General features: G+C 44.7%; 20 protein-coding genes. 5 read left to right on the forward strand and 15 right to left on the reverse strand.

The genetic code is table 11. From position 1 onward, the window contains the following. Nucleotides 1-126: 126 nt before the first annotated feature. The 3 genes from ATL39_RS08480 to ATL39_RS08490 form a co-directional block, all read right to left on the reverse strand. Nucleotides 127-1,359, reverse strand: coding sequence for a pyridoxal-phosphate-dependent aminotransferase family protein (locus tag ATL39_RS08480; protein ID WP_120192914.1), 1,233 nt, complete (start codon nt 1,357-1,359; stop codon nt 127-129). A 17-nt stretch (nt 1,360-1,376) separates the two neighbouring features. After that, on the reverse strand, nt 1,377-2,612 hold the full coding sequence (locus ATL39_RS08485; protein ID WP_120192915.1) for a Zn-dependent hydrolase: 1,236 nt from the start codon (nt 2,610-2,612) through the stop codon (nt 1,377-1,379). Nucleotides 2,613-2,817: 205 nt separating this feature from the next. Continuing rightward, complete coding sequence (locus ATL39_RS08490) at nt 2,818-3,504, reverse strand: YqjF family protein (RefSeq protein ID WP_211326980.1); 687 nt, start codon at nt 3,502-3,504, stop codon at nt 2,818-2,820. 229 nt (nt 3,505-3,733) lie between these two features. On the opposite strand from ATL39_RS08490, the gene ATL39_RS08495 reads away from it, so the two are divergent. Beyond that, nucleotides 3,734-6,160, forward strand: coding sequence for an EAL domain-containing protein (locus tag ATL39_RS08495; RefSeq protein WP_120192916.1), 2,427 nt, complete (start codon nt 3,734-3,736; stop codon nt 6,158-6,160). A 152-nt stretch (nt 6,161-6,312) separates the two neighbouring features. After that, the gene (locus tag ATL39_RS08500; RefSeq protein ID WP_120192917.1) at nt 6,313-6,894 is read left to right on the forward strand and encodes an LOG family protein; all 582 of its coding nucleotides are present in this window, start codon (nt 6,313-6,315) and stop codon (nt 6,892-6,894) included. Here ATL39_RS08500 and ATL39_RS08505 read toward each other — a convergent pair. Continuing rightward, nucleotides 6,891-7,991 carry an SDR family oxidoreductase gene (locus tag ATL39_RS08505; protein ID WP_170146878.1) on the reverse strand — a complete coding sequence of 367 codons (1,101 nt, stop codon included), beginning with the start codon at nt 7,989-7,991 and terminating at the stop codon, nt 6,891-6,893. The two genes, ATL39_RS08500 and ATL39_RS08505, sit on opposite strands and share 4 nt — an antisense overlap. 69 nt (nt 7,992-8,060) lie before the next feature. Here ATL39_RS08505 and ATL39_RS08510 point away from each other — a divergent pair, with 69 nt between their 5' ends. Beyond that, a complete protein-coding gene (locus ATL39_RS08510) occupies nt 8,061-8,255 on the forward strand; it encodes a hypothetical protein (protein WP_120192919.1) in 195 nt (64 codons plus the stop codon). A 77-nt stretch (nt 8,256-8,332) separates the two neighbouring features. Here ATL39_RS08510 and ATL39_RS08515 read toward each other — a convergent pair whose 3' ends face one another. Together ATL39_RS08515 and ATL39_RS08520 are read right to left on the reverse strand one after the other, a co-directional pair. After that, on the reverse strand, nt 8,333-9,217 hold the full coding sequence (locus ATL39_RS08515; protein WP_120192920.1) for an NAD(P)-dependent oxidoreductase: 885 nt from the start codon (nt 9,215-9,217) through the stop codon (nt 8,333-8,335). A gap of 112 nt (nt 9,218-9,329) precedes the next feature. Next, nucleotides 9,330-10,139, reverse strand: a complete 810-nt coding sequence (locus ATL39_RS08520; RefSeq protein ID WP_120192921.1) for a histidinol-phosphatase — start codon at nt 10,137-10,139, stop codon at nt 9,330-9,332. 127 nt (nt 10,140-10,266) lie between these two features. Here ATL39_RS08520 and ATL39_RS08525 point away from each other — a divergent pair, with 127 nt between their 5' ends. Beyond that, nucleotides 10,267-10,833 carry a M15 family metallopeptidase gene (locus tag ATL39_RS08525; protein ID WP_245960958.1) on the forward strand — a complete coding sequence of 189 codons (567 nt, stop codon included), beginning with the start codon at nt 10,267-10,269 and terminating at the stop codon, nt 10,831-10,833. Between the two features lie 20 nt (nt 10,834-10,853). Here ATL39_RS08525 and ATL39_RS17415 read toward each other — a convergent pair whose 3' ends face one another. The 9 genes from ATL39_RS17415 to ATL39_RS08565 form a co-directional block, all read right to left on the reverse strand. Next, nucleotides 10,854-11,027, reverse strand: coding sequence for a hypothetical protein (locus ATL39_RS17415; protein WP_170146879.1), 174 nt, complete (start codon nt 11,025-11,027; stop codon nt 10,854-10,856). A 71-nt stretch (nt 11,028-11,098) separates the two neighbouring features. Beyond that, complete coding sequence (locus ATL39_RS08530) at nt 11,099-13,726, reverse strand: YfhO family protein (protein ID WP_120192923.1); 2,628 nt, start codon at nt 13,724-13,726, stop codon at nt 11,099-11,101. A gap of 12 nt (nt 13,727-13,738) precedes the next feature. Beyond that, nucleotides 13,739-14,113, reverse strand: a complete 375-nt coding sequence (locus ATL39_RS08535; RefSeq protein ID WP_120192924.1) for a GtrA family protein — start codon at nt 14,111-14,113, stop codon at nt 13,739-13,741. Then, entirely contained in the window at nt 14,110-15,060 is a 951-nt protein-coding gene (locus tag ATL39_RS08540; protein ID WP_120192925.1) for a glycosyltransferase family 2 protein, read from the reverse strand. The genes ATL39_RS08535 and ATL39_RS08540 overlap by 4 nt, the downstream gene beginning before the upstream one ends. A gap of 233 nt (nt 15,061-15,293) precedes the next feature. Further along, nucleotides 15,294-16,154 carry an alpha/beta fold hydrolase gene (locus tag ATL39_RS08545; RefSeq protein ID WP_120192926.1) on the reverse strand — a complete coding sequence of 287 codons (861 nt, stop codon included), beginning with the start codon at nt 16,152-16,154 and terminating at the stop codon, nt 15,294-15,296. An 80-nt stretch (nt 16,155-16,234) separates the two neighbouring features. Then, entirely contained in the window at nt 16,235-17,290 is a 1,056-nt protein-coding gene (locus ATL39_RS08550; protein ID WP_120192927.1) for a hypothetical protein, read from the reverse strand. Nucleotides 17,291-17,448: 158 nt separating this feature from the next. After that, nucleotides 17,449-18,570, reverse strand: a complete 1,122-nt coding sequence (locus tag ATL39_RS08555; protein WP_120192928.1) for an NADH:flavin oxidoreductase — start codon at nt 18,568-18,570, stop codon at nt 17,449-17,451. Between the two features lie 79 nt (nt 18,571-18,649). Further along, nucleotides 18,650-18,907: a DUF4190 domain-containing protein gene (locus tag ATL39_RS08560; RefSeq protein WP_170146880.1), complete on the reverse strand. Its 258-nt coding sequence runs from the start codon at nt 18,905-18,907 to the stop codon at nt 18,650-18,652. Between the two features lie 16 nt (nt 18,908-18,923). Further along, nucleotides 18,924-20,432, reverse strand: a complete 1,509-nt coding sequence (locus ATL39_RS08565; RefSeq protein WP_120192930.1) for a UDP-N-acetylmuramoyl-L-alanyl-D-glutamate--2,6-diaminopimelate ligase — start codon at nt 20,430-20,432, stop codon at nt 18,924-18,926. 228 nt (nt 20,433-20,660) lie between these two features. Here ATL39_RS08565 and ATL39_RS08570 point away from each other — a divergent pair, with 228 nt between their 5' ends. After that, nucleotides 20,661-20,969 carry a hypothetical protein gene (locus tag ATL39_RS08570; RefSeq protein WP_120192931.1) on the forward strand — a complete coding sequence of 103 codons (309 nt, stop codon included), beginning with the start codon at nt 20,661-20,663 and terminating at the stop codon, nt 20,967-20,969. Nucleotides 20,970-20,987: the final 18 nt, after the last annotated feature.

Raw genomic sequence — 20,987 nt, forward strand, 5'->3', positions numbered from 1 at the left:
TTAGTCGGAGAAAGGCGCTTTTTTTAGTTCTAAAAGGGTCCCCATTCTATAACATAGACGATTAGGAGCGGCATTATAAACGCTGATCCTGTCAGCAATCCGGGAATACGTTGCTGGTCCCTGATTTTAAGCCAATGAAGGCTGTATTTGCTTTGTATAAATATCCAGCGCGGCCCGGGCAGCTTCTCCTTTATGAACTGCCGCTCCTGCATAAATAAGAGAAGCTTCCAGTCCCATCAGCACCTGCAGTACATTTCCCTGCCTGCAGCTGTATCCCATTGTACCTATCCGCCATATTTTTCCCTGCAGCGGACCGAAAGAAGAAGCAATTTCAATGCCAAACTGCTGCAGCAGAAAATCCCTGACCTGATCTCCATCTATGCCTTCAGGAATAGTAATGCACGTCACGGTAGTAAGTTTCGATGCCGGATCTCCAAATAATTTGAGTCCCATCGCTTCCAGGCCTGCTGTCAGCGCCTGTTCATGATAACGATGCCTGTTGAACCGCTCTTCGAGACCTTCTTCAAGGACTACCTGCAGCCCTTCGTGAAGCCCGTATATCATGTGTGTCGCTTCTGTATGGTGATTCAGCCTGCTTTCACTCCAATAGTCCTGAAGCTGCGTCAGATCAAAGTAATTACTGTGAATCCTCCTTGGATTAGGCTTTCTTTCCCTCTGCACCAGCCCCTGTTCGATATTTTTACGTTCTGCTATTACTTTTTCCACCCGGTCGTTATACGTCAGCGGGGCCAGACCGGAAGGAACGGACAGGCATTTCTGTGTACCACCGATAACCGCATCAATACACCAGTCATCCGTTTTAAAATCCATGCCCGTTATAGTAGCGACGGCATCTACGACAAGCAGCACATCCTCGGACCGGCAGGCTTTTCCAATAGCTTCAAGCGGCTGCACGCGTCCTGTGGACGTGTCTCCATGAATCATACCGACTATTTTAGGACTTATCTTTTTTATTTCTGCTATAACATCCTCAGGATCAAACACCGTTCCCCATTCGGCATGCATCCGGAATACTTCGGCCCCGGATCGTTCTGCAATTTCTGCCATCAGATGACCAAATCGCCCAAATATCGGAATTAATACTTTATCTCCCGGCTCAATCAGACTGCACATAACCGCTTCAATGCCTGCTCTAGAGGTTCCATCCACCGGAAATGCCCATTTGTTTTTTGTTTGAAAGGCCTGTCGGATGCGCTCCATTGTTTCATCCATAATCGAAGTAAAAGCGGGGTCAAACTGTCCAAGCATGCGGTTGGACATCGCCTGTCTTACCCGCGGATGGACCTCAACCGGCCCTGGTGTCATTATTGTGCGCTGCGGTATGTGTAATCCCTGCATTATCGTAGTCCCTCCTATTATTCTGCCAGCGTTCGAATCGTTTCCAGAAGTACATTCGCTCCATTCACACAGTCCGCTTCATCGCTCCATTCATCAGGATGGTGACTGATTCCCTGTCTGGAACGGACAAAAATCATTCCAAAAGGCACATACTCTCCAAGTATTAATGCATCGTGGCCGGCACCGCAGTTCATTTCATATACTGGAAGGCCGGCCGATACGCAGCTGTCTGCAATGACTTTTCTAATTTCTTCAGAGCAGGAAGCCGGTTCCACCTGTTTGGTTATCTGATATTCTATGTGTACCCCGCGTTTCTTTTCCTGCTCCTGAAAGCACTGTTTCACGCGGGATAGCATGCGGTCTCTTTTTGCTGTAATTGTATGGCGGAAATCAATGGAAAATGCTGCTTCTCCCGGAATAATATTAATCCCGTCCGGAAACACTTTTAGTTTCCCAACCGTTCCTACTCCCCCCTCTTCTGAAGCAGCAGCTTCCACTTCCAGCATCACTTCAGCCATCGCAAGAGCAGCGTCTGAGCGGATAGTCATCGGAGTCGCCCCGGCATGATCAGCCATTCCTTTTATGTTTACCTGAAGCCACAGCGGCCCCTGAATATCTTTAACCACTCCTACGGAAAGCTGCTGTTCCTCGAGCTGTCTGCTTTGTTCTATGTGCATTTCTATATACGCTTTAATATCTTCAGGCGCACGCGCAGCTTTATGAAAATCTGCCGGGATAAAGCCCGCCTGCTCGTAGGCTTCTTTATACGTTATTCCCTGATCATCTTTCAGTCCAAGTGTTTCCCTGCTTATCTTTCCAAACATTCCTTTGCTGCCGGTGTATCCTGATCCAAAGCGAACACCTTCTTCATCTTGAAAAGAAATAACCTCAATCGGATGGGTCATGGAAATTCCCGCTTTTATTAAAGCTCTTACAGCCTCTACAGCACCTATTACTCCAAGACTCCCATCAAAGGGGCCGCCGTTTATGACTGTGTCAATATGAGAGCCGGCTATAACTGCCGGGGCATCCGGCACTTTCCCTTCCAGTCTTCCAATAATATTGCCTACCTCGTCGACCCGTACCTCAAGTCCGGCATCTTTCATATATTCCAGCAGCCGGCCTCTGGCTTTCATATCTTCAGGTGACAGAGCCAGCCTTGTTATTCCGCCTTTGTGATCGCGTCCCAGCCGGCGGAAGGACATTAATCCATCCCAGAGCTGCTTTTCATCCACTTGGCATATTGCCAGCATCGCTTTCACTCCCGTCTATTATTTATTGACGTAAGTATAAGTCGGATTTTCCAGACAATCATTGTTCATTCTGTCTAAAAAAATGATATTTTATTAGTTATTTAATCCAGCGGAAGGCCGGAAAGGCGAAAATCCCGTCTCTTTTTTAATAAAGTTCTGTCAGATAATGTAACAAAAAAATAAGCATTTCCATAAAGGACGTTTATTATTTTCTTTTGATTAACCGCGAAGCACTTACATCGATGCCGCTGCTGTATAAAAGATGGGGAGCCGCCGCGGGCTCAGCAAAATGATTGGCTTTAAACAAATCGTTCCGCGAAGCGTCCCAGCTGCCTCTCTCAAGCGGCCAGGGGCTGTGGGCAATCTGTCCTTCAAACAAGGCATCTCTGCCTCTGCTTGTATAAAATACATAGCGCTCGGTCAGCCAGTGTTCCAGGCTCCCCGGCTCCGCATAAAAAATCTTTCCATCCCCTTTGTACCAAGCCTCGAACCCTGTCTCTGCATTTCTTCTTTTGTGAGTAAACTGCATCCGTTCCGCCGATGGGAAAACCGCAAAATCCGCCTGATAGTAAGGAATCGCAAACAGCTTTCTGGCAATATACACACCCAGGGCTGATGAAGCATCCAAATTGAAAAAGTATACACCTTTTCTGCCATTTGAAGTAACATAGGTCCGCAGATTCAGTTCTGGAAAAGCAAGCCCTGTACCCGAAGGCATAACGGAAAACCGGATATTTTTCATAAGAAAAGGCACCACCCCTAAATAAGCCCTGCCATTGAACGTATCAAGCTGAAGTCCTCTGGGAAGACGGGATGCAACGTCGGAAGGATCCCAGTCCCAGTGGGCAAAAAAAGCCTTTTCCCATGTCATTTTTAATAGTTTTGGTTTCATGAGATAACCCGCCTTTTTCCTTGTTCTTTTACAAATATAAAACGAAAAACTACCGTCAGCCAGTATCATGTATTTATTTCAGGCAAATTGCTTGCAGTTGTTTTTTCTCCACAGTATTATAGTATTATATAGATCTTTAGAATCAATACTTTTTACCTAAATAATTAACAAATTCCAAAAAATGACGATATAATGAAAAACAGCCATTCTTACTGTTACGGAGGGGATTATGGAAGAATTCACCGGATCATATAACTATTGGATTGTTGCCTTGTCTATTTTCATTGCTTCTTTTGCTGCCTATTCCGCTCTGGATTTAACCTCACGCGTGATTCATTCAACCGGCTGGAAACGGAGAATCTGGCTTTATGTAGGCTCTTTTGTGATGAGCCTGGGAATTTGGTCCATGCACTTTGTCGGCATGGTAGCTTTCCAGATGGATATGCCTATGATATATGACCAGTGGTTGATGATTCTTTCTTTTGCAGCGGCCTACATCGGCTCTTTTATTGCCTTTTTTACTATTAATCTGAAATCAAGGCTGAATAACCGCCGGCTCATTACAGCTGGCTTATTTATGGGTGCTTCTATTTCCGCTATGCATTACATTGGAATGGCTGCTATGGAAGGCATGACGATTTCCTACGATTATGCCCTGTTCTCTTTATCTATTCTGGTAGCAGTTATCGCCTCCATGACTGCTTTGAAAATGTTTTGCGAATTAGCTTTAATGGAAGCCTCTCCTAAACTATTTTTATATAAAATGTTAAGTGCCGTTTTGATGGGGATTGCTATCAGCGGAATGCACTATATAGGAATGAACGCTGCTTCTTTTTCAGGAGAAATGGATCACGTTCATACAGGCGGTATTGATTTAACAACGACCGCCATTATTGTGAGTGCTTTTATTGTGATGATCCAATGCTTCTTTGTTGTTGGAGCTTTTACAGACAGGCAGCTTGCTTCCCAGAGTGCCCTGCTTTCCGATAACGAACACCGTTACCAATCACTGCTTGACCATAGTATCGATGCCATTTTTACCACCGATCTTCACGGCAATTTTACCAAAATGAATAAATCCGGCTCTAAGCTTATCGGTATTCCCGAGTATAAATGGAAAAATGTTAGTCTGGCTTCCGTGTTTTCCGGGGAAGAAATGGATCACGTCTCTTATCAATTCCGGAAAGTCGTCTCAGAAGAGAAGCCTTCAAGCTTTGACTCCATTATTCATTCTAAAGACCAGGCTGTTCATTTAAATACGACGCTGATTCCGATGTATCTGGGCAGTGAACTTGAAGGCATTCATGGCATCGTACGCGATATCTCCGCCCAGGTGGAGGCCGAAGAAGAAATTCATGCTATTGCTTATACAGATCAGCTGACCGGCCTGCCGAACCGACGCTACTTTGTCAACAAGATTGAGAAGACGCTTGCTGTCGCTGACGGAAAAACTGTTTTATTTTTTCTGGATCTCAACCGGTTCAAAATGATTAATGACTCACTTGGTCATTCTGTAGGAGACCTGCTTTTAAAAGGGTCTGCAAAACGACTTCAGGAGTGCTTAGGGGAGACTGCGGTTCTTGCCAGACTCGGCGGCGATGAATTCACTATTTTGCTGCCTGTGGTTGAACACGATGGTTACCCGACTCAGGTGGCGGAATCGATTATCAAAGCATTTGATAAACCGATCCATGTGCTTGGACACAGCCTGTATACGTCTCTTAGCATCGGCATTGCCGTAGCGCCTGAGGATGGTATCACTTCTGATGAATTAATGAAACATGCTGATATTGCAATGTACACTGCTAAATCGAGAAGTAAAAGCAATTATGCCTATTATCATGCCAGCCTTTCGTTAAAGACGGAAACGATGCTGAAGCTTGAACAGGAGCTGAAGCAGGGAATAGCCAACGACGAGTTTTTTCTTGTCTATCAGCCGCAGATAAGCTGCGTGCAGCGCAACATTGTTGGGGTCGAAGCGCTGGTCCGCTGGAAAACCCAGTCAGGCACCATCAAAAATCCCGGCGACTTTATTCCTCTTTCGGAAGAAACCGGCTTAATTATTCCGTTAGGGGAAGCCATTCTGGATATGGCCTGCAGCCAGGCGAAAAAATGGGAACAGGCCGGTACCCCTATCCAAATTTCCGTTAACCTTTCGCCAAAGCAGTTTCAGTCTGACGATATTGTTGATTATGTAGCTGCAACGCTCCATCGTTACAACCTTTCTCCTACTCTGCTCGAGCTTGAGGTGACAGAAAGCATGACGATGGATCATATGGATCGGTCCATTGATATTTTAAATAAGTTCAGGGATTTGGGTGTTTCCTTGTCTATCGACGATTTCGGTACAGGACACAGTTCTCTTTCCTATTTAAAAGAGTTTCCTATTCAGCGGTTAAAAATCGACCGCTCATTTATTAAAGATATTCATTCCGATGCAAAAACAGAAAAAATAACCAGCGCCATCATTGCGATGGGACGCCATCTTAACCTTTCTATTACAGCCGAAGGGGCTGAAACAGCCGAACAGGTTTCCTACCTCGAAGATCATCACTGCTCGGATATTCAAGGTTTTTACTTCAGTAAGCCGCTTTCTCCCGAGGAAATTGAAGCCAATTATTTTATGAATAAAAAGAACAGCTCTGTCTCTTCCTGAGCTGTTTTCCGCCCGGCCCTGTACACTAACTGCAGGCCGGGCTTTTTATACGGAATTGGCACAGCAGCCGACATACACGTATGATAAAATTAATTCCTGTAGAACCGGAAAATAAATAAAACCGTTCAAATAAAATACAAGGAGTTTTTCTAATGAAGCGAATTGCTGTATTCTGCGGCTCCAAAATGGGCAACAGCCCGCAGTATAAAGAAGCGGCGGCTGCACTTGGATCACTGCTGGCAAAAGAAGGCATCGATATTGTATACGGAGGTGCTTCCGTCGGTACGATGGGAGCGCTTGCTGACAGCGCTCTGCAGGAAGGCGGAAAAGTAATCGGCGTTATCCCGCGCATGCTTGAGCAGAGAGAACTCGCTCATCAGGAGTTGAGCGAGCTGCACGTTGTAGAGTCAATGCATGAAAGGAAAGCAAAAATGGAAAAGCTTGCCGATGGATTTATTGCTCTTCCGGGAGGTCCCGGTACCCTCGAAGAATTAGCTGAAATTTTCACATGGGCCCAGCTCGGGGCCCACAGAAAACCCGTGGCACTGCTGAATGTTAATCATTATTATGACCATTTTTTAAGCTTGTTTGCACATATGCACCATGAAGGTTTTCTTGAAGAAAGCCAGCGTTCTATGTTGCTTTACAATGACGACCCGGAAGCACTGCTCGAAAGCATGCGCTCCTACCAGCCGACTCATGCGGCACCCCTTATCGACAGTTCTCAAACTTAACGAAGAAAAGGAAATTTGGAAGAATCGTCCTGATGATGTTCAAAATAGTGAACAGCCGGGGCGATTCTTTCTTTCAGATCGGGGCATTCAATCCCGGATCCTTCCAGATCCTTCCTTGCCCTTGTTGTATCAAAAGAAGCTTTGTACTCGAAATAATCGAGCGTTTCTTTAGGAATGCCCAGCTTTCTCCGAATCGCTCCCGTTGATAAAAGCATGCGGAGGATACTTATCGGAACTTTTCGTTTAGGTTCTTTTCCATGTATTTCAAGAGCCAGCATACGCTGAATTTCTTTCATTTTATAGGGATTTGGATCCGTCAGATGATACGTATGGTTTTCTCCTTTGGCTTCATGAGCCAGATAAAGTGAAGCCCGGACGACATAATCGATCGGCACGAAATTACCTTCCGCTTCCCCGCTCCCCGTATAACCACGAAAAGCGGCCTGCGTCGGATTGCGCATAGCTTTGATTAAATAATAAAATCCATCAAACTTATCTGTTTCTCCGGTTATGGAATCTCCCATAATAATTCCCGGGCGTATAATAGTAACCGGTACGGTCCCCTGCATCATTTTTTCAACAAGAAATTCTCCCTGAAACTTTGTCTGCTCATAATTGTTTTTAAAGTACTGCTGCTCATTAAGCTGCGACTCGAAAATATTTCCTTCCCTTTTTCCTGCGATATAGGCTGTGCTGAAGTACGTATAGCGTTTAAGCCGGGAAAGCTGCTTAACCCAGTCATTCATCATTCTGGTGCCCGTTACATTGACTGAATAAGCATAGTGGTACGATACGGACAGGTCATACACGGCTGCCAGATGGAAAACATGGGTCACCTGCTCTGTTATTCTTTTTTCATGTGCAGGATCTATATTCAGTCCGGTTTTGGTAATATCACCCGGTACGATCTCAATTCGGCTGCGCGGAAATTCCAGGGATGCTGCGATATCATTTGTTTTCTGCTCCGCCTCTTCCAGCTTTTCCGGATGGACGAGAAGATAAATCGACTCCGTATCCGGCTTTTCCTGTAGAAGTCCTCGAAGCAGTGCTCCTGCTACAAAACCGGGAAAACCTGTAATAAAATAAGAATTTTTCACGGAATTTCTCCTTTTCCTTTTTATTTCTGTTAAAATCGGGTACACACTCTAAAGAGGAGGGATGACACAATGGCAAATGAAGAAACAACAGCTCAAAAAATGGATGCAACAACAGAAGAACCGTTTAAATCATTAGAAGAGGCAGAAGCGGCAGCTAAGCCGAATCATATTATCGTATCCAATGATAACGGGGTAACATTTCTAGTTATTCCTACTGAACGTAAAACAGTAGCGAATTCGCTGGGTTATGACGTACACGAGTAATTGTGAAATAAAAGAAGCTTCTTTCTATGAACCAACAGAAGAAGCTTCTTTTTTTTGCCTATACATCGTGCCGTTCTTTACGAGCGCGCCAAAAGATACTTATAAATCGCCTGCGTACCGCTGTCCTCTTCGCCCGCTTCTGCCATTGCTTCATATACTTTTTTGGAGGTGCGGAGACCGGGTGTCTCTATGCCGAGCTCTTCTGCTGATTCAATAGCTATTCCCATGTCTTTAATAAAGTGTTTTACATAAAAACCAGGTGCATTATCTCCTTTTATCATTCTTGGAGCAAGGTTTGTTAATGACCAGCTGGAAGCAGCACCTGTGCCGATACTTTCAAGCACTTCTTCCTGGTTCAGGCCGGCAGCTTTGGCATAAACCATGGCTTCAGCCACGCCCATCATCGTAGAAGCGATGACGATCTGATTGCTCATTTTCGTATGCTGGCCGGCTCCTGCTTCCCCCTGCCATTTGATATTTGATCCCATCGCTTCAAATACGCCTGCAAGTGCATCGAATGCTTCTTTGTCGCCGCCTGCCATAATAGCAAGCGTACCGCCCCTCGCTCCAATGTCACCGCCGGATACAGGAGCATCCACAGCGTGGATATTTTTCTCTTTTGCCTGATCATAGATACTCCGGGCAAGCTTTGGTTTAGAGGTCGTCATATCAACAACATAACTCCCCGGGCCGGCTCCTGCCAGAATTCCTTTTTCACCGAAGTAAATTTCTTCTACGTCGGAAGGATAGCCGACCATTGTAATAACGACATCTGCCTGTTCCGCCAGTTCTTTGACGCTTGGAATCCATGAAGCCCCTTCTTTAATCAGGTCTTCTGCTTTTTCTTTTGTCCGGGTGAATACGAGCAGCGTGTAGCCTGCCTTCATTAAATTAGCCGCCATGCTTTTTCCCATTACTCCTAGACCAACAAAACCAATTGTCTGCAGCGTACGTTTTTCCATCTGTTCAGCCACCTTTTTGTCAGATATGTATCCTAAGCTTTGTATACCCTTCCATGCGGGAGTCCTAAAACCCTTCTTTCCAAAAAAAAGACAGAGAAGGCTGTAGTATCTTCTACAGCGGCTGGATTACCGGTTTTCTTTCTTTATAGTAGCGCCATTCTTTAAAGCCTGTTTCTTTGAGCACCTGCCGGACTTCTTCCCACTCATCGCCTACACGTTCCGGCACATGGCTGTCTGATCCAAATGTCACCGGCACGCCGTAATGGCAGGCCATTTCCAATATACCCGCAGAAGGGTACCATCCTCCGCAGTATTTCATTTTTCCGGATGTGTTTACTTCGATAGCTGTTTCTGTTTCTGCAATCACTTTCAGCGTCTGTTCTATTTCAGGAGTATACAATTCTGAAATATAAGGAAAGTACCCTTTAAGTGCATCAATATGGCCGAGAATATCAAACATCCCGCTTCGTGCCGACTGCTGGATTAAGTAGTAATATTTGTTTTTCACACGGAGCATCTCTTCCTCCGTCATTCCCTCCCAGCGGTTTTTATCAAAAATATTCCTATCTTCTACAAAATGAACGGAACCGATAAGATAATCAAGCTCGTATTTGGCAAACTCATGCTTATAGGTGGAGGCAGCTTTAGGAAAATAATCTGATTCCACCCCCGCCAGCACGTCAATCCGGCCTTTATATTTCTTTTTCAATTCTTCTATTTCCTGTATGTACTCGTCAAATCCGCTTGCTGCCATCGTTATATGAGGATACGGATGATCCATCTTTTCTGCAAAATAGGGTGAGTGGTCAGATATCCCAATGACCTGCAGGCCTGAATCCAATGCGGCTTTAATATAATCCTCTATTGTTCCTTTTGCATGTCCGCAGCGATAGTGGTGTGTATGCATATCAAATTTATTCATGCGATCCCCTCCTTTATCCAGTTTATCAGATATCCAGCCTTTATTCCCGAAGCCGGTTCTTTAATTGACAGAAAAGGAAAAATCATTATATATTCAAGGAAGTTTATAAGGAAAGGGTTTATGCGGAGTGAAATGGAGTTTTGGCTTAACTATTATGTGGACAGGTATCTTCATATTAGCCGTCCTTTTCTTTGTTGATAATACAGACATTATGGAAATGACGGAGAACCCGTTTCAGCCTGAAGTCTCAGCTGAAGAAATTATCGCATTAAATGGACTGCACCCGAGCGTAGAGGAAAAAAGAGACCGCTTAGTAAGACGGGCAGGCTCGAGAGGAATAGATATCGTTATTACAGAAGAATACCGTACAAATGAAGAACAGGAAGAACTGTATGCGCAGGGGCGCTCCGAACCGGGACAAGTCGTAACGAGTGCCCGCGGAGGACAATCCTATCATAATTACGGTCTCGCTTTTGATTTTGCCGTACTGGATGAAAATGGGGAAATTCACTGGGACACAGAACGCGATGGCAATAACAGCGGCACATCGGATTATAGGGAAGTCGGAGAGATAGGTAAAGACCTTGGTCTGGAATGGGGCGGTGATTGGCAGGGCTTTCGGGACTACCCGCATTTTCAGCAGAGCTACGGCTGGAATATCAGCGACCTGCAGCGGGCGGAAGATAATTTATAATATCTCTCCGGTTCTTTTTACTACGTATGCTCTTCGTACCGTCCTTCTTTATACCAGTAGAGCACTTGAATGACAGCCGCAATGACAACGATAAGAACCATCCATAAATAATTGACGTAACCCGGACGGAAAATACTTAGTATCACTACAAGTCCGGCAATGAACCACGCCATATGCTGGGCGTTTTTCCACATAGAGCCTCCTCCTCTTTGTTCGTCCTGTTTTTAGTATACTCTCTTTTATGAACAGACAAAAACCTTTCCACTTAATAGCGGAAAGGTTCTTTACTGTTCTTTTTCTGCTTCCATTTATACATTCCCCAAAGCGCTGTAATGATAAATGCAGCAAGCGATACGATAAAGCAGATTCGGAAAAACGGCGGGTAATAGACAAATTCGATAGTATTTTCTCCGGGCTCGATTTCCGTGCCGAGAAAAGCAAAATTCGTCTCCAGTACCTCTCTGGCTTCTCCGTTCACTTTAACACTCCAGCCCAGCTCATGAGGAACCGGGAGAGTGAGGTGAGTATCGTTTTCTGTATTATCAAATTGAAGCGACATCCGGTTTCCGTCTATGGTTACTTCTTCATCTTCATGTGTTTCAGATGCTGCTGCCTGTTCCAGCGTTTCGTAGGTTTCTCCGGCAAGTTCAAGCTCGTCGAGCGTGTAGCTTCCTTCCGGCAGACGGATGGAAACGGTATCCGCGCTATCCACGCGTACCGTTATGTCTTTTACCCCTGTCCGGTACAAAGAGTCGTAAGGCTTTCGATCTGTGCGGAATTCGTTTACCTCTACGAGAAAACCAGGAGCATTTTGATCATTATTTTCCAGATAAAAAGAAACATATAGATCTTCCCATGCTTCAGACTCTTCCCCGAGAACAATATCCAGACCGCCCTCTTCTTCTGTAATCGTCAGCTGTCCATTAGAGTAGTCGCCGTTAACTGGAACTACTTCTGCTTCATCCAAAATATCCGGACTGTTGTCGGGAAGCGTTGCTGCCTCCTGCGGATCCTCCAGTATAATGCCTGAAAGCATGGCCTGTTCGCGCTCCGGAATAGAACGGTTCAGTATTTCTTCTTTATCGTAAATAGTACGGGTAGTTTGAATAAATGGCAGAACATTTGTATTCTCATAGATCACATAGTTGTCGTTTTCCATATACTTTTCGAAACCATAAGGCACTACTTCATCTTCATTTTCTTTCGCATGCATCAGATATTTCCCGCGGAGATCGCTGTAGAGATTCGCACGGTCCCCGAATCCGGAATACCGGCTGACGCTTTCCCATTCCATATCAATTTCCAGATCTTCATAGTACAAGAAGAGCATTTTTTGATTTTGAATGCTTGAATAAGCGCTTGTCCCGTAGAATCCCTGAATTAATGGAATATTGTTTCTTACATCTTCCCCGCGCCAGTCAAGCCGGGGCAGGGTTGTTTCGTCTTCTGCCTGGAATCGGTTAATCAGTCTGATCTGTTCTTCATTCATATAATCACCGCTTAGTATATACTCACGGGTGACCCCGTCCACCCCGATCCCCTCTGAGAGCTCAAGCCGCTGATGATTGTTCAGCACCACTATATTGCCGATTACAATAACCAAAAGCAGTATATAACCAAGAGCAGGCCTGCGGAACCAACCAAACAACACAAAAGCTGCGGCAGTCACAACAGCCTGAATAAGCACCAGCAGCCCTTGATTTGTATTTTCCTCTGCTATGTCCCCCACTGCATACACTACGGCGTATGTTATGAGTGCCAGTATTCCCGCAGCTATAAGCTGACTTTTTTTCACTTTAGTCAGCAGCTGCAGGCCGACTGCCGTCATTCCTCCTATCGTAAAAGAGGCAAGGTACTCAAAGCGGTTTCTCGGTGCAGAAAAGCCATTAAATACACTGCCGGCAAGCGGGCTGAAGTGCAGAATAATTAAAAACAGACTGATCGATGCAAACAGTAGAAAAAGCTTATTTTTATAAAAGGATCCTATCCATATAAAAAGTAAAAAGATGGCCGGAAGCAAAAGCGTCAGGCTTGTAAACAGCACGTTATCGGAAAAATCCCACAGCGGTATAATCTCTTCGTACGGCGGACGATAGTTATTAAAATAACCGTAAGCAGCAGGGATAAAGCCCGGTGACCCCATTCCAAAACCGAGCAGGCCGCCAAGTGTATAGTGTTTCAGCTGTTTTTTCAACGGCGCTTCTTTTTTTTCCAGACGGATCAGCCATCTGGCCAGAATATACATGCCAATGAAAATCAAATTAATATAGGCGAAGTAAAAATTAGAAAAAACCGTCAGTGCCACAGCAATAACAAACCAGGCCGGCTGCTTTTCCCGGATTATTTTTTCGACACCAAATATGAGAAGCGGGACCCATAACATAGCGTCGGCGAAGAATTCCCAGAATACTACGTGTCGGAAATAAATAGAGCTGACAGCATATAAAGAAGCCCCCACAAAAGCTGGGACTGTCTGTATTCTCATGTATCGGAAAACGGCAGTGGTAATCAGAATAATGGCCGTCACCCGCAGCACGCTTATCCAGACATTTGCCTGAGCCCAGAACAGCGCATCCGGAGAATCAATAATACCTGTCGTATCAAGCAGAAATACAACGGCGACAGAGAAAAGGTACACCAGATTCGTAGAGTAATAATAGCCGAGCTGGCTGTAGATACCGGCGCCCATTCCAAAGGAAAAGGAGTAAAAGAAATTTCCGTTTGTGTATTCGTTATACAACAGCTCCTTAAAAGGAGCTATTTGATTAAGTCCGTCATTAGGCCCGAGCATGTAGCTCTCGTTCCACCATTCTCTTAAAAAGAAAAAGTGGGAGAAAAAGGCGGCTGCAAAGGCGGCGGCAACAAGGATAGTAATTTTTCTTTTGTTATTCATAGAGGCCCACCGTTATTTTTTTAGTATTTTTCCAGTGACAATAAACGTTATCGGGATGGTAAAGATAACAGCGAACAGCGGCGCTGCATTGCTGTTGAGCTGAAGCCATTCCACAAACACAAATACAAGCGTTGAGGAGACGGCGACATTTACAAACTGGGTAATTGGAAACTGCAGAAATTTCGAAAGCGTCGGCTTTACCCGGTACGTAAAATACGTATTCAGGAAAAAGGAAATGACGAGGCTGACAATAAAACCAAGAATGTGCGATACCATGTAGTGAAATGACAAAAGGTTGTGGCAGACTAGAAATACAACATAATAATTAAAGGTATTCATGCCGCCGACAAGGATAAATCGGGTGAATTCCGTGTTGAACCGCTTCATTCTATCTTTCTCCTTGTGGTATTTGTTTCCCGGACAAGGTAATGCGGCCGCTGCTTCGCTTCATAATAAATACGGCCGATATATTCACCGATCACTCCCAGGCTGAATAAATGCAGCCCTCCCAGAAACAAAACAGCTGAAATCGTCGTAAAGTACCCCGGAACACTGACGCCCTGCTGGAAAACCTGTACAAACATAATCGTAATATATACGAGCGAGAGCACCAGGATAAACAATCCGACATACAGGCAGATACGCAGCGGTTTATGATTAAAAGAGATCATTCCGTCAATACCATAGTTCACCAGGTTAGACATGGACCATTTTGTTTCGCCCTGCTGACGCTGCACGTTTTCATAATGAATAATCTTCTGGTCGTATCCGATCCAGGAAAATAACCCTTTTGAAAAACGATTGCCTTCTTTTAATTCCAGCATGGAATCAACAGCGCGCCGGCTCAGTAAACGAAAATCGCCGATTCCATTTTTTAAGTCGACATCCACAAGCTTATTCATCAATAAATAATACAGATTGGAAAGACCGGTACGCACCTTGGAATCTCCCGTTCTGTTGCGTTGGGCAATTACCTGGTCGTACCCTTCTTCAAACCCTTTCAGCATGTCCGGAATTAACGAAACCGGATGCTGCAGATCTGCATCAATGATAATGACTGCCTCCCCTTTAGCATGCTCCAGGCCGGCTATCAGCGCGGCCTCCTTGCCGAAGTTTCTCGTAAAGGAAATATAGCGCACTTCCTCAAAAGAGGAAGCCAGCTTCTGAAGCACCTCGAGCGTATTATCGCTGCTTCCATCATCTATATAAACAATTTCGTATTGATAGGAAAGGGATTCAAATTCTTTCCGTAACTCTTCATGAATTAACGGTACGTTTTCTACTTCATTATACGCAGGTATAATAAAGGAAACGGTTGACTGTACACCGCTCATAGCTGCTCCTCCAATACCATTTATCTCTTTTTTTACTGACCTGATTTACTCATTATTTGATTAGGGAATCATTTCTGTATCACCCGTCATAAACGAAACCGGCCGATTTTATACTATACCAGAAAGCGGCCGGGATGGTTTCAAAAGACTTATTGAAAAGCTATGTGAAATTATGTGATTTTCTGCCTTCTGCATAAATAAAGCCGGCCGGCTTCAGCCGGTCAGCTGTTATGCTACTCTGCCAGAAAATCCTCAATGATTCTATTTACAATTTCCGGCTGCTCATGATGCACCCAGTGCGTCGCTTCCTCCACCAGAACAAATTTCCCGTCCAGGCACAGCTTCAGGCTTTCTTTCGGAAGGTTTTTAGAAAGAAAAGCATCATCTGCCCCCCAGATAATCTGCACGGGTACCGGCACATTGTTATCCATTCCTTGTGTCTTTCCTGATTTTGCGATAGAACGGTACCAATTCAGCATCGTTGTTAATGCCCATGGCTGGCTCCATGCTTCTTTGTACTTTTTAATATCTTCCGGCGAAAATACATCCGGACGGCTCGATTTCAGCAGTGCTTTTTCCATCGCCAGAAAGTTATTGGCGCGAAGAGCTTTTTCCGGTGTTTCTGCCATTTGAAAAAACAGCATGTAAGAGCTTTTAATCCACTGCTGAGGCTCTGTAGCCAGTACTTTAGGCATAACTGCAGGATGCGGAATATTGATAGGGATGAGCTTTTCTACATATTCAGGACGCGTTGAGGCTAAGTGCCATCCTACTGCGCCACCCCAGTCATGTCCGATAATAACCGCCTTATTTTTATTATGATGTCTAATCAGGCCGATAATATCGTCCCGCAGTTTATTTAATGTATAGTTTTCCACGCCGGAAGGCTTATCGCTCAAGTTATATCCTCTCTGGTCGGGGGCAATTACCCTGTAACCGAGATCTGCCAGTCTTTCTATCTGGTGCCTCCATCCATACCAGAATTCTGGAAATCCATGAAGAAGAACAACCAGTTCACCGCCCTCGGGCCCAGCTGCCGCTGTATGAAGACGTATACCATTTGTTTCTATATATTCAAAAGTGATATCTGCCATAATGTCAGCCTCCCTTTTGCTGCTTATTCCTTCTATATTCCCTATGTCTAAAGGCGTAAACTTGCTATTTAAAGCCTCTTTTACTCTTCAGGCTCCCAGTCATTCTGCTTTAAAGAGCGGAGCTCTTCGTCAATGTTGTCCTTTGTTAAATGAATGCCGAAATCCTCCGGCAGTTCTTCATCCTCCACGCCTGCCATCCGGTGCGCCATTAAATCACCCAGCGTCTGGTAATAATGATGGGCATCATAAAAATAGTTCGGATTTTTTGTAATAGAATTTACATACATAAAATGTTCCACTCCGCCAAATACATCGGTAATATCACGAAGCCATGTTTCGTAATCTTTTTCCCGCCCTTCCTGCTGCATCGTACGGAACAGCTCTTCTGTCACGGGGGTGGTAAAAGCAATAAATTCAGTTTCCGGATGGGCTTCCTGAAGCTGCTGCATTTCCTCTTTGAACGTTTCATCATATGTGTACGTATTTTCATCGTACGTTACCTCTTCGAAATCCGCGTCTTTTTCTTCAATACGCTCCTGTGTTTCCTGCGGCTCCAGTTTTTCTGTTGTACCAACATTATTACGGTCATAGCTCCGGTGAAAAGGCTCTTCTGTTAAAGAAGCTTCTGCGTTTTTGAAAGACTGCTCCAGCATGTCTCTTGATAAATAAGCTTTCAGTGGGTACAGCCGGTCTTCGGCGTTTTGAATAAAGGGATCCGGATCAGTCACTCCTTTATTTTCGGAAGTCGCAAAAAAATCAAACCCTATATATACTTTTTCCAGCGGCTTTCCTCTTTTCTCTTCAACATATTCTAAGTAAGGTGCATACTCTTTGTGGCTCATATGGCCGGAAGCCATATTGAACACATTTTCGTCTCCAAACTCCTGCTGGCTGATATACGTCACACGGCTGCTGCCAATAAGAAGGGCGTCAAATTCTTCTCCGGCAAAAGCCACACGATTAATCTTCTGCTGTCTTTCGTCGAAATCCTCCTGCACTTCATTCATCCTGTTTTCGTGATTAAAAAACCAAAGCGGATCAACTATTACATTAATAGAAAACATAACAATAAACGGCAGTATAATAATAAATAATATCCCGCCGGCAAAAGCCGCCGCGTTTTTCTTTCGTATCATTTCTCTCCCGCCCTGCTCTCTCTTAGTATCTTTTTTTGTTATACCCTTAAATTTTAAACGCGGAACATCCTTCTGCATTTTATTTTTTTATTGGTGCCTTGTAAATCGTTATGGCACCTTTTCATGAAAAAAGCTCCCGCCGCAGCGGGAGCCGGTTTTTATTCGTTTGGAATCATGTCTCTGGAAAGCTCGGTGTCTTTTACATATGCTTTAGGACTCATGATTTCATCAGGGTTAAATTCATCAAGAGGCATTCCTTTTTGGATTCGGTTTGGTGCATCCGGGTTAGCAAGAGCCGCCCGGGCTACAGCTACATAGTCACATTCGCCCCGGTCTATCAGGCCGGCTGCTTTATCAGGGTCAGCCAGATTTCCTGCTGTAATAACAGGCACACTGCCGAATGCTTTAGCCGCTGCGGCCATTGTCATCGTCCCTTCACCAAATCCGGGTTCTGCCGCATCATCGTCGGAAATGTGAATATAATCCACTTCAGACCGGCCAAGTATGCCAAAAATGGTTTCGGCTTCTTTTTCTCCCCCCGACCATTTATGGTTGGGGTTTACGACTTTAATCTGCGAGATACGAATGCCAAGCACCATGTCGTCTCCAATCGCTTCTCTTACCTCTTTAATAATTTCCAGAAGAAAAGTCAGGCGCTTTTCTACACTGCCTCCGTACTTATCGGTACGTTTGTTTATTCCTTCCGACAGAAACTGGTCCAGCAGATAGCCATTTGCGCCGTGAAGCTCAATACCGTCAAATCCTGCTTCCGCAGCATAAATCGAAGCCTGGACAAAACCGCGCTTGGCTTCATCAATGTCCGTCTGCGTCATTTCACGTGCCTGCTGAAACTTTCCTTCGCCGCCATAAGCGCCTACCTTTTCAGCATTCGGGTCGTAGGGAGACGGCGCAATTGTTTCTTCGTTGTAATAACTTCCCTGCGACTGAGCTCCTGCATGCATCAGCTGCACAATTGCTTTGGAGCCGTTACTTTTTATATCTTCCACAATCGGCTTCCATGCATCCCGGTGTTTTTCTGTTGCGATACCGGCCTGATTCTCATAGCCCTGACTGTAGGCCGTATCAGGATACGTTCCTTCTGTGATTACTGCTGAGAATCCACCCCGGGCGTAGCGTACATAGTACTGGTGCACCCGTTCGTTCGGCGTTCCATCTGACTCAGAACTCACTCTTGTCATCGGCGCTACCATGTAGCGGTTTTTGAAAATGTGATTGCTTATATTTCCCTGCTTAAATAAATTATTATCGAATTTGTCCATTTTTATCACCCTGCTTATTTATAGTTAGTCATGGTAACTTCTATACCCTGTACATCTCTCTGAATAAACATTTCTTTCTCTATGCCTGGACGACGAGAACAATCATGAAAACAATAAGGTAAAGAGAAAACAGGATGCCTCCGATACCGGAAACAATTCCCGTAATAGCCATGGCCATGCCTTTCTCTTTAGCTGCCTTGATTTTTCTGCGCGCGTTTTTTCCAAAGATAATCGCCATTACCCCAAAAATAATGCCGATAACCGGCGCAAATAACGATAAAATGCCAAATACCATTGATACAATGGCATCTCTGTTTACTTCTGCTTCCTGTGCCATATACAACTGTCTCCTTTTATATAGAACGCTGCTGTCCGCAGCCATTCTGTTCAAAATATTCTTCGATCACCTTTTCATCGGAGTGGGGAATAGATTGTCCTTTTACAATCTGCGCTCCGTTTATACACCCGCTCGTTAACAGCACAATATCCCCTTCCGATGATAGGGATAATGCTTTGCGCACGGCTTCTTCCCGGTTTAAGGCGGTAGAAATAGATGGATCCTCAGGATGCCTGAACCCGGATAATACCTGATCTATTATCACCTGTGGCTCGTGGTCTCCCGGATGATCTACCGAAACGACAATTTGGTCGGCCCTTCCTTCTGCTGTTGCTGCCATCCTTGGCATTTTGGAGAAATCACGTATTCCTATACCCATAAGCATTAGTATAACCCGACGTCCATTCTGCTTTTTTACTTCTCTTAGGAGCTGATCCAGCGCTGTGGGGGTATGGGCATAATCTATAATGATTTTCTGCTTTTCTTTTCCCCATACTACTTGAAACCTGCCTTCCACCGGCTCTATCTTCTCAGCTGCTTCCAGCACACGGCTCAAGGAGTACCCGCCGTGTAGAGCTGTACAGACAGCTGCGAGAATGTTGGCTATATTATATTCTCCAAACACCGGCAGAAAAACATGTTGTGCGTGCCCGTTCATTTCTATTACGGCGCTGGTTCCTGTTTCCGAAGGCGTAATCGCATATGCATGTATATCCGCCTGTACGTCCCGGTTCAGGCTGTATGTTAATACCCTGCCCGGAAAAACCGAGAGGATTTCCGCTCCTAATACATCGTCTGCGTTTACTACGGCTTTATCAGCCTGTTTAAATAGTTTCAGCTTGGCTTCCCGGTAATTTTCAAACGTTTTGTGGTATTCCATATGCTCGGGCGACAAGTTGGTATGAACGGCTACATCAAACTGAATTCCTTCCACCCTCTTTTGATCGAGTGCTATAGAAGAAACTTCCATAACGGCGGCCTTTTCTCCATGCTCTGCATATTCAGAAAATATTCTGTGAAGATCAGGTGCTTCCGGCGTGGTCGGGGTGCTTCCCCGAAATGGAAGCTTCTCCCGGGAAGACCAGATACCGTTCGTTCCTATCATACCTGCCGGCAGACCCAGTACATTAAGAATGGATCGTATATATGAAGCTACTGTCGTTTTACCATTGGTACCTGTTACCCCGGTAAGAAATAAATCGCGGCAGCTATTATGATAAAAAGCAGCCGAAAACTGCGCAGCCGCCGTTCGTGTATTCAATACTTCAATAAACGTAAGTGCCGGATAGCTTAGGCTTAATTCCTTCATTCGTTTCCCATTCTGGCTTACAATCACCGTGCTTCCTTTTTGCAGCGCTTCATCAATAAAGGCTTCACCATCCTGGTTCAAGCCTTTCATACAGAAAAAAGCCGCGCCCTTCTGCGATTTCCTGGAATCAAATACAATAGAAGTAACTTCTGCGGCCCCTCTGCCGTAAACTTCAATATAATCAAACATTTTATTTTCGGGGAAATGTATATACATACGCTGTCCTGCTTTCTATTTTTATTCGCCATTCTTATATATGAGTGTTCTTTTCCTTTTCCCCCTATGGAAAAATGTAAGCAGCCAGTAAGGTCGTATAAAGTGTACCCTGCCGAACGGTTTATTTTCAACTTCTGCCTTTTATCTTTAACATCCTCTGTTTATTTTGGTATAATAAGTAAAATATGTTAGTTATCTTTTCGTTTCATGTAGAAAGGAGAGTCTGTGTTGGAGATTATTTCGTTACTTATTTTCGCAGCTTTCTCATTGGTTTCTTTTAATTTTTTAATGGGATATCAAGAAAAGAGCATTAGTTTCACCCCGGATGATCGGCATACGGGAATGACAAATATCGGCAAAGCTGCTGAAAAAAAATTACAGGATGATGGACGGGACGCCACCTATATAGGAAACGGCTATTGCAGAGTGGACGGAAAAGTTTATGAGGTTTCAGAACGTACTATTCCTATGTCAGGTATCCCTATGCAGCGCATTATCCTGACGAAAACAAAAAAGTCTCCACAGGATGAGGCCTGAATTATAATAGCCCGCAAA

Source organism: Sinobaca qinghaiensis, assembly GCF_003610495.1.
In the GTDB taxonomy this organism is placed as follows: domain Bacteria; phylum Bacillota; class Bacilli; order Bacillales; family Marinococcaceae; genus Sinobaca; species Sinobaca qinghaiensis.

Excerpts from the sequence above, each read along its gene's own strand:
- ATL39_RS08480 (WP_120192914.1), bottom strand. The coding sequence starts at position 1,359 with ATGCAGGGATTACACATACCGCAGCGCACAATAATGACACCAGGGCCG.
- ATL39_RS08485 (WP_120192915.1), bottom strand. The coding sequence starts at position 2,612 with ATGCTGGCAATATGCCAAGTGGATGAAAAGCAGCTCTGGGATGGATTA.
- ATL39_RS08490 (WP_211326980.1), bottom strand. The coding sequence starts at position 3,504 with ATGAAACCAAAACTATTAAAAATGACATGGGAAAAGGCTTTTTTTGCC.
- ATL39_RS08495 (WP_120192916.1), top strand. The coding sequence starts at position 3,734 with ATGGAAGAATTCACCGGATCATATAACTATTGGATTGTTGCCTTGTCT.
- ATL39_RS08500 (WP_120192917.1), top strand. The coding sequence starts at position 6,313 with ATGAAGCGAATTGCTGTATTCTGCGGCTCCAAAATGGGCAACAGCCCG.
- ATL39_RS08510 (WP_120192919.1), top strand. The coding sequence starts at position 8,061 with ATGGCAAATGAAGAAACAACAGCTCAAAAAATGGATGCAACAACAGAA.
- ATL39_RS08515 (WP_120192920.1), bottom strand. The coding sequence starts at position 9,217 with ATGGAAAAACGTACGCTGCAGACAATTGGTTTTGTTGGTCTAGGAGTA.
- ATL39_RS08520 (WP_120192921.1), bottom strand. The coding sequence starts at position 10,139 with ATGAATAAATTTGATATGCATACACACCACTATCGCTGCGGACATGCA.
- ATL39_RS17415 (WP_170146879.1), bottom strand. The coding sequence starts at position 11,027 with ATGTGGAAAAACGCCCAGCATATGGCGTGGTTCATTGCCGGACTTGTA.
- ATL39_RS08530 (WP_120192923.1), bottom strand. The coding sequence starts at position 13,726 with ATGAATAACAAAAGAAAAATTACTATCCTTGTTGCCGCCGCCTTTGCA.
- ATL39_RS08535 (WP_120192924.1), bottom strand. The coding sequence starts at position 14,113 with ATGAAGCGGTTCAACACGGAATTCACCCGATTTATCCTTGTCGGCGGC.
- ATL39_RS08540 (WP_120192925.1), bottom strand. The coding sequence starts at position 15,060 with ATGAGCGGTGTACAGTCAACCGTTTCCTTTATTATACCTGCGTATAAT.
- ATL39_RS08545 (WP_120192926.1), bottom strand. The coding sequence starts at position 16,154 with ATGGCAGATATCACTTTTGAATATATAGAAACAAATGGTATACGTCTT.
- ATL39_RS08550 (WP_120192927.1), bottom strand. The coding sequence starts at position 17,290 with ATGATACGAAAGAAAAACGCGGCGGCTTTTGCCGGCGGGATATTATTT.
- ATL39_RS08555 (WP_120192928.1), bottom strand. The coding sequence starts at position 18,570 with ATGGACAAATTCGATAATAATTTATTTAAGCAGGGAAATATAAGCAAT.
- ATL39_RS08560 (WP_170146880.1), bottom strand. The coding sequence starts at position 18,907 with ATGGCACAGGAAGCAGAAGTAAACAGAGATGCCATTGTATCAATGGTA.
- ATL39_RS08565 (WP_120192930.1), bottom strand. The coding sequence starts at position 20,432 with ATGTATATACATTTCCCCGAAAATAAAATGTTTGATTATATTGAAGTT.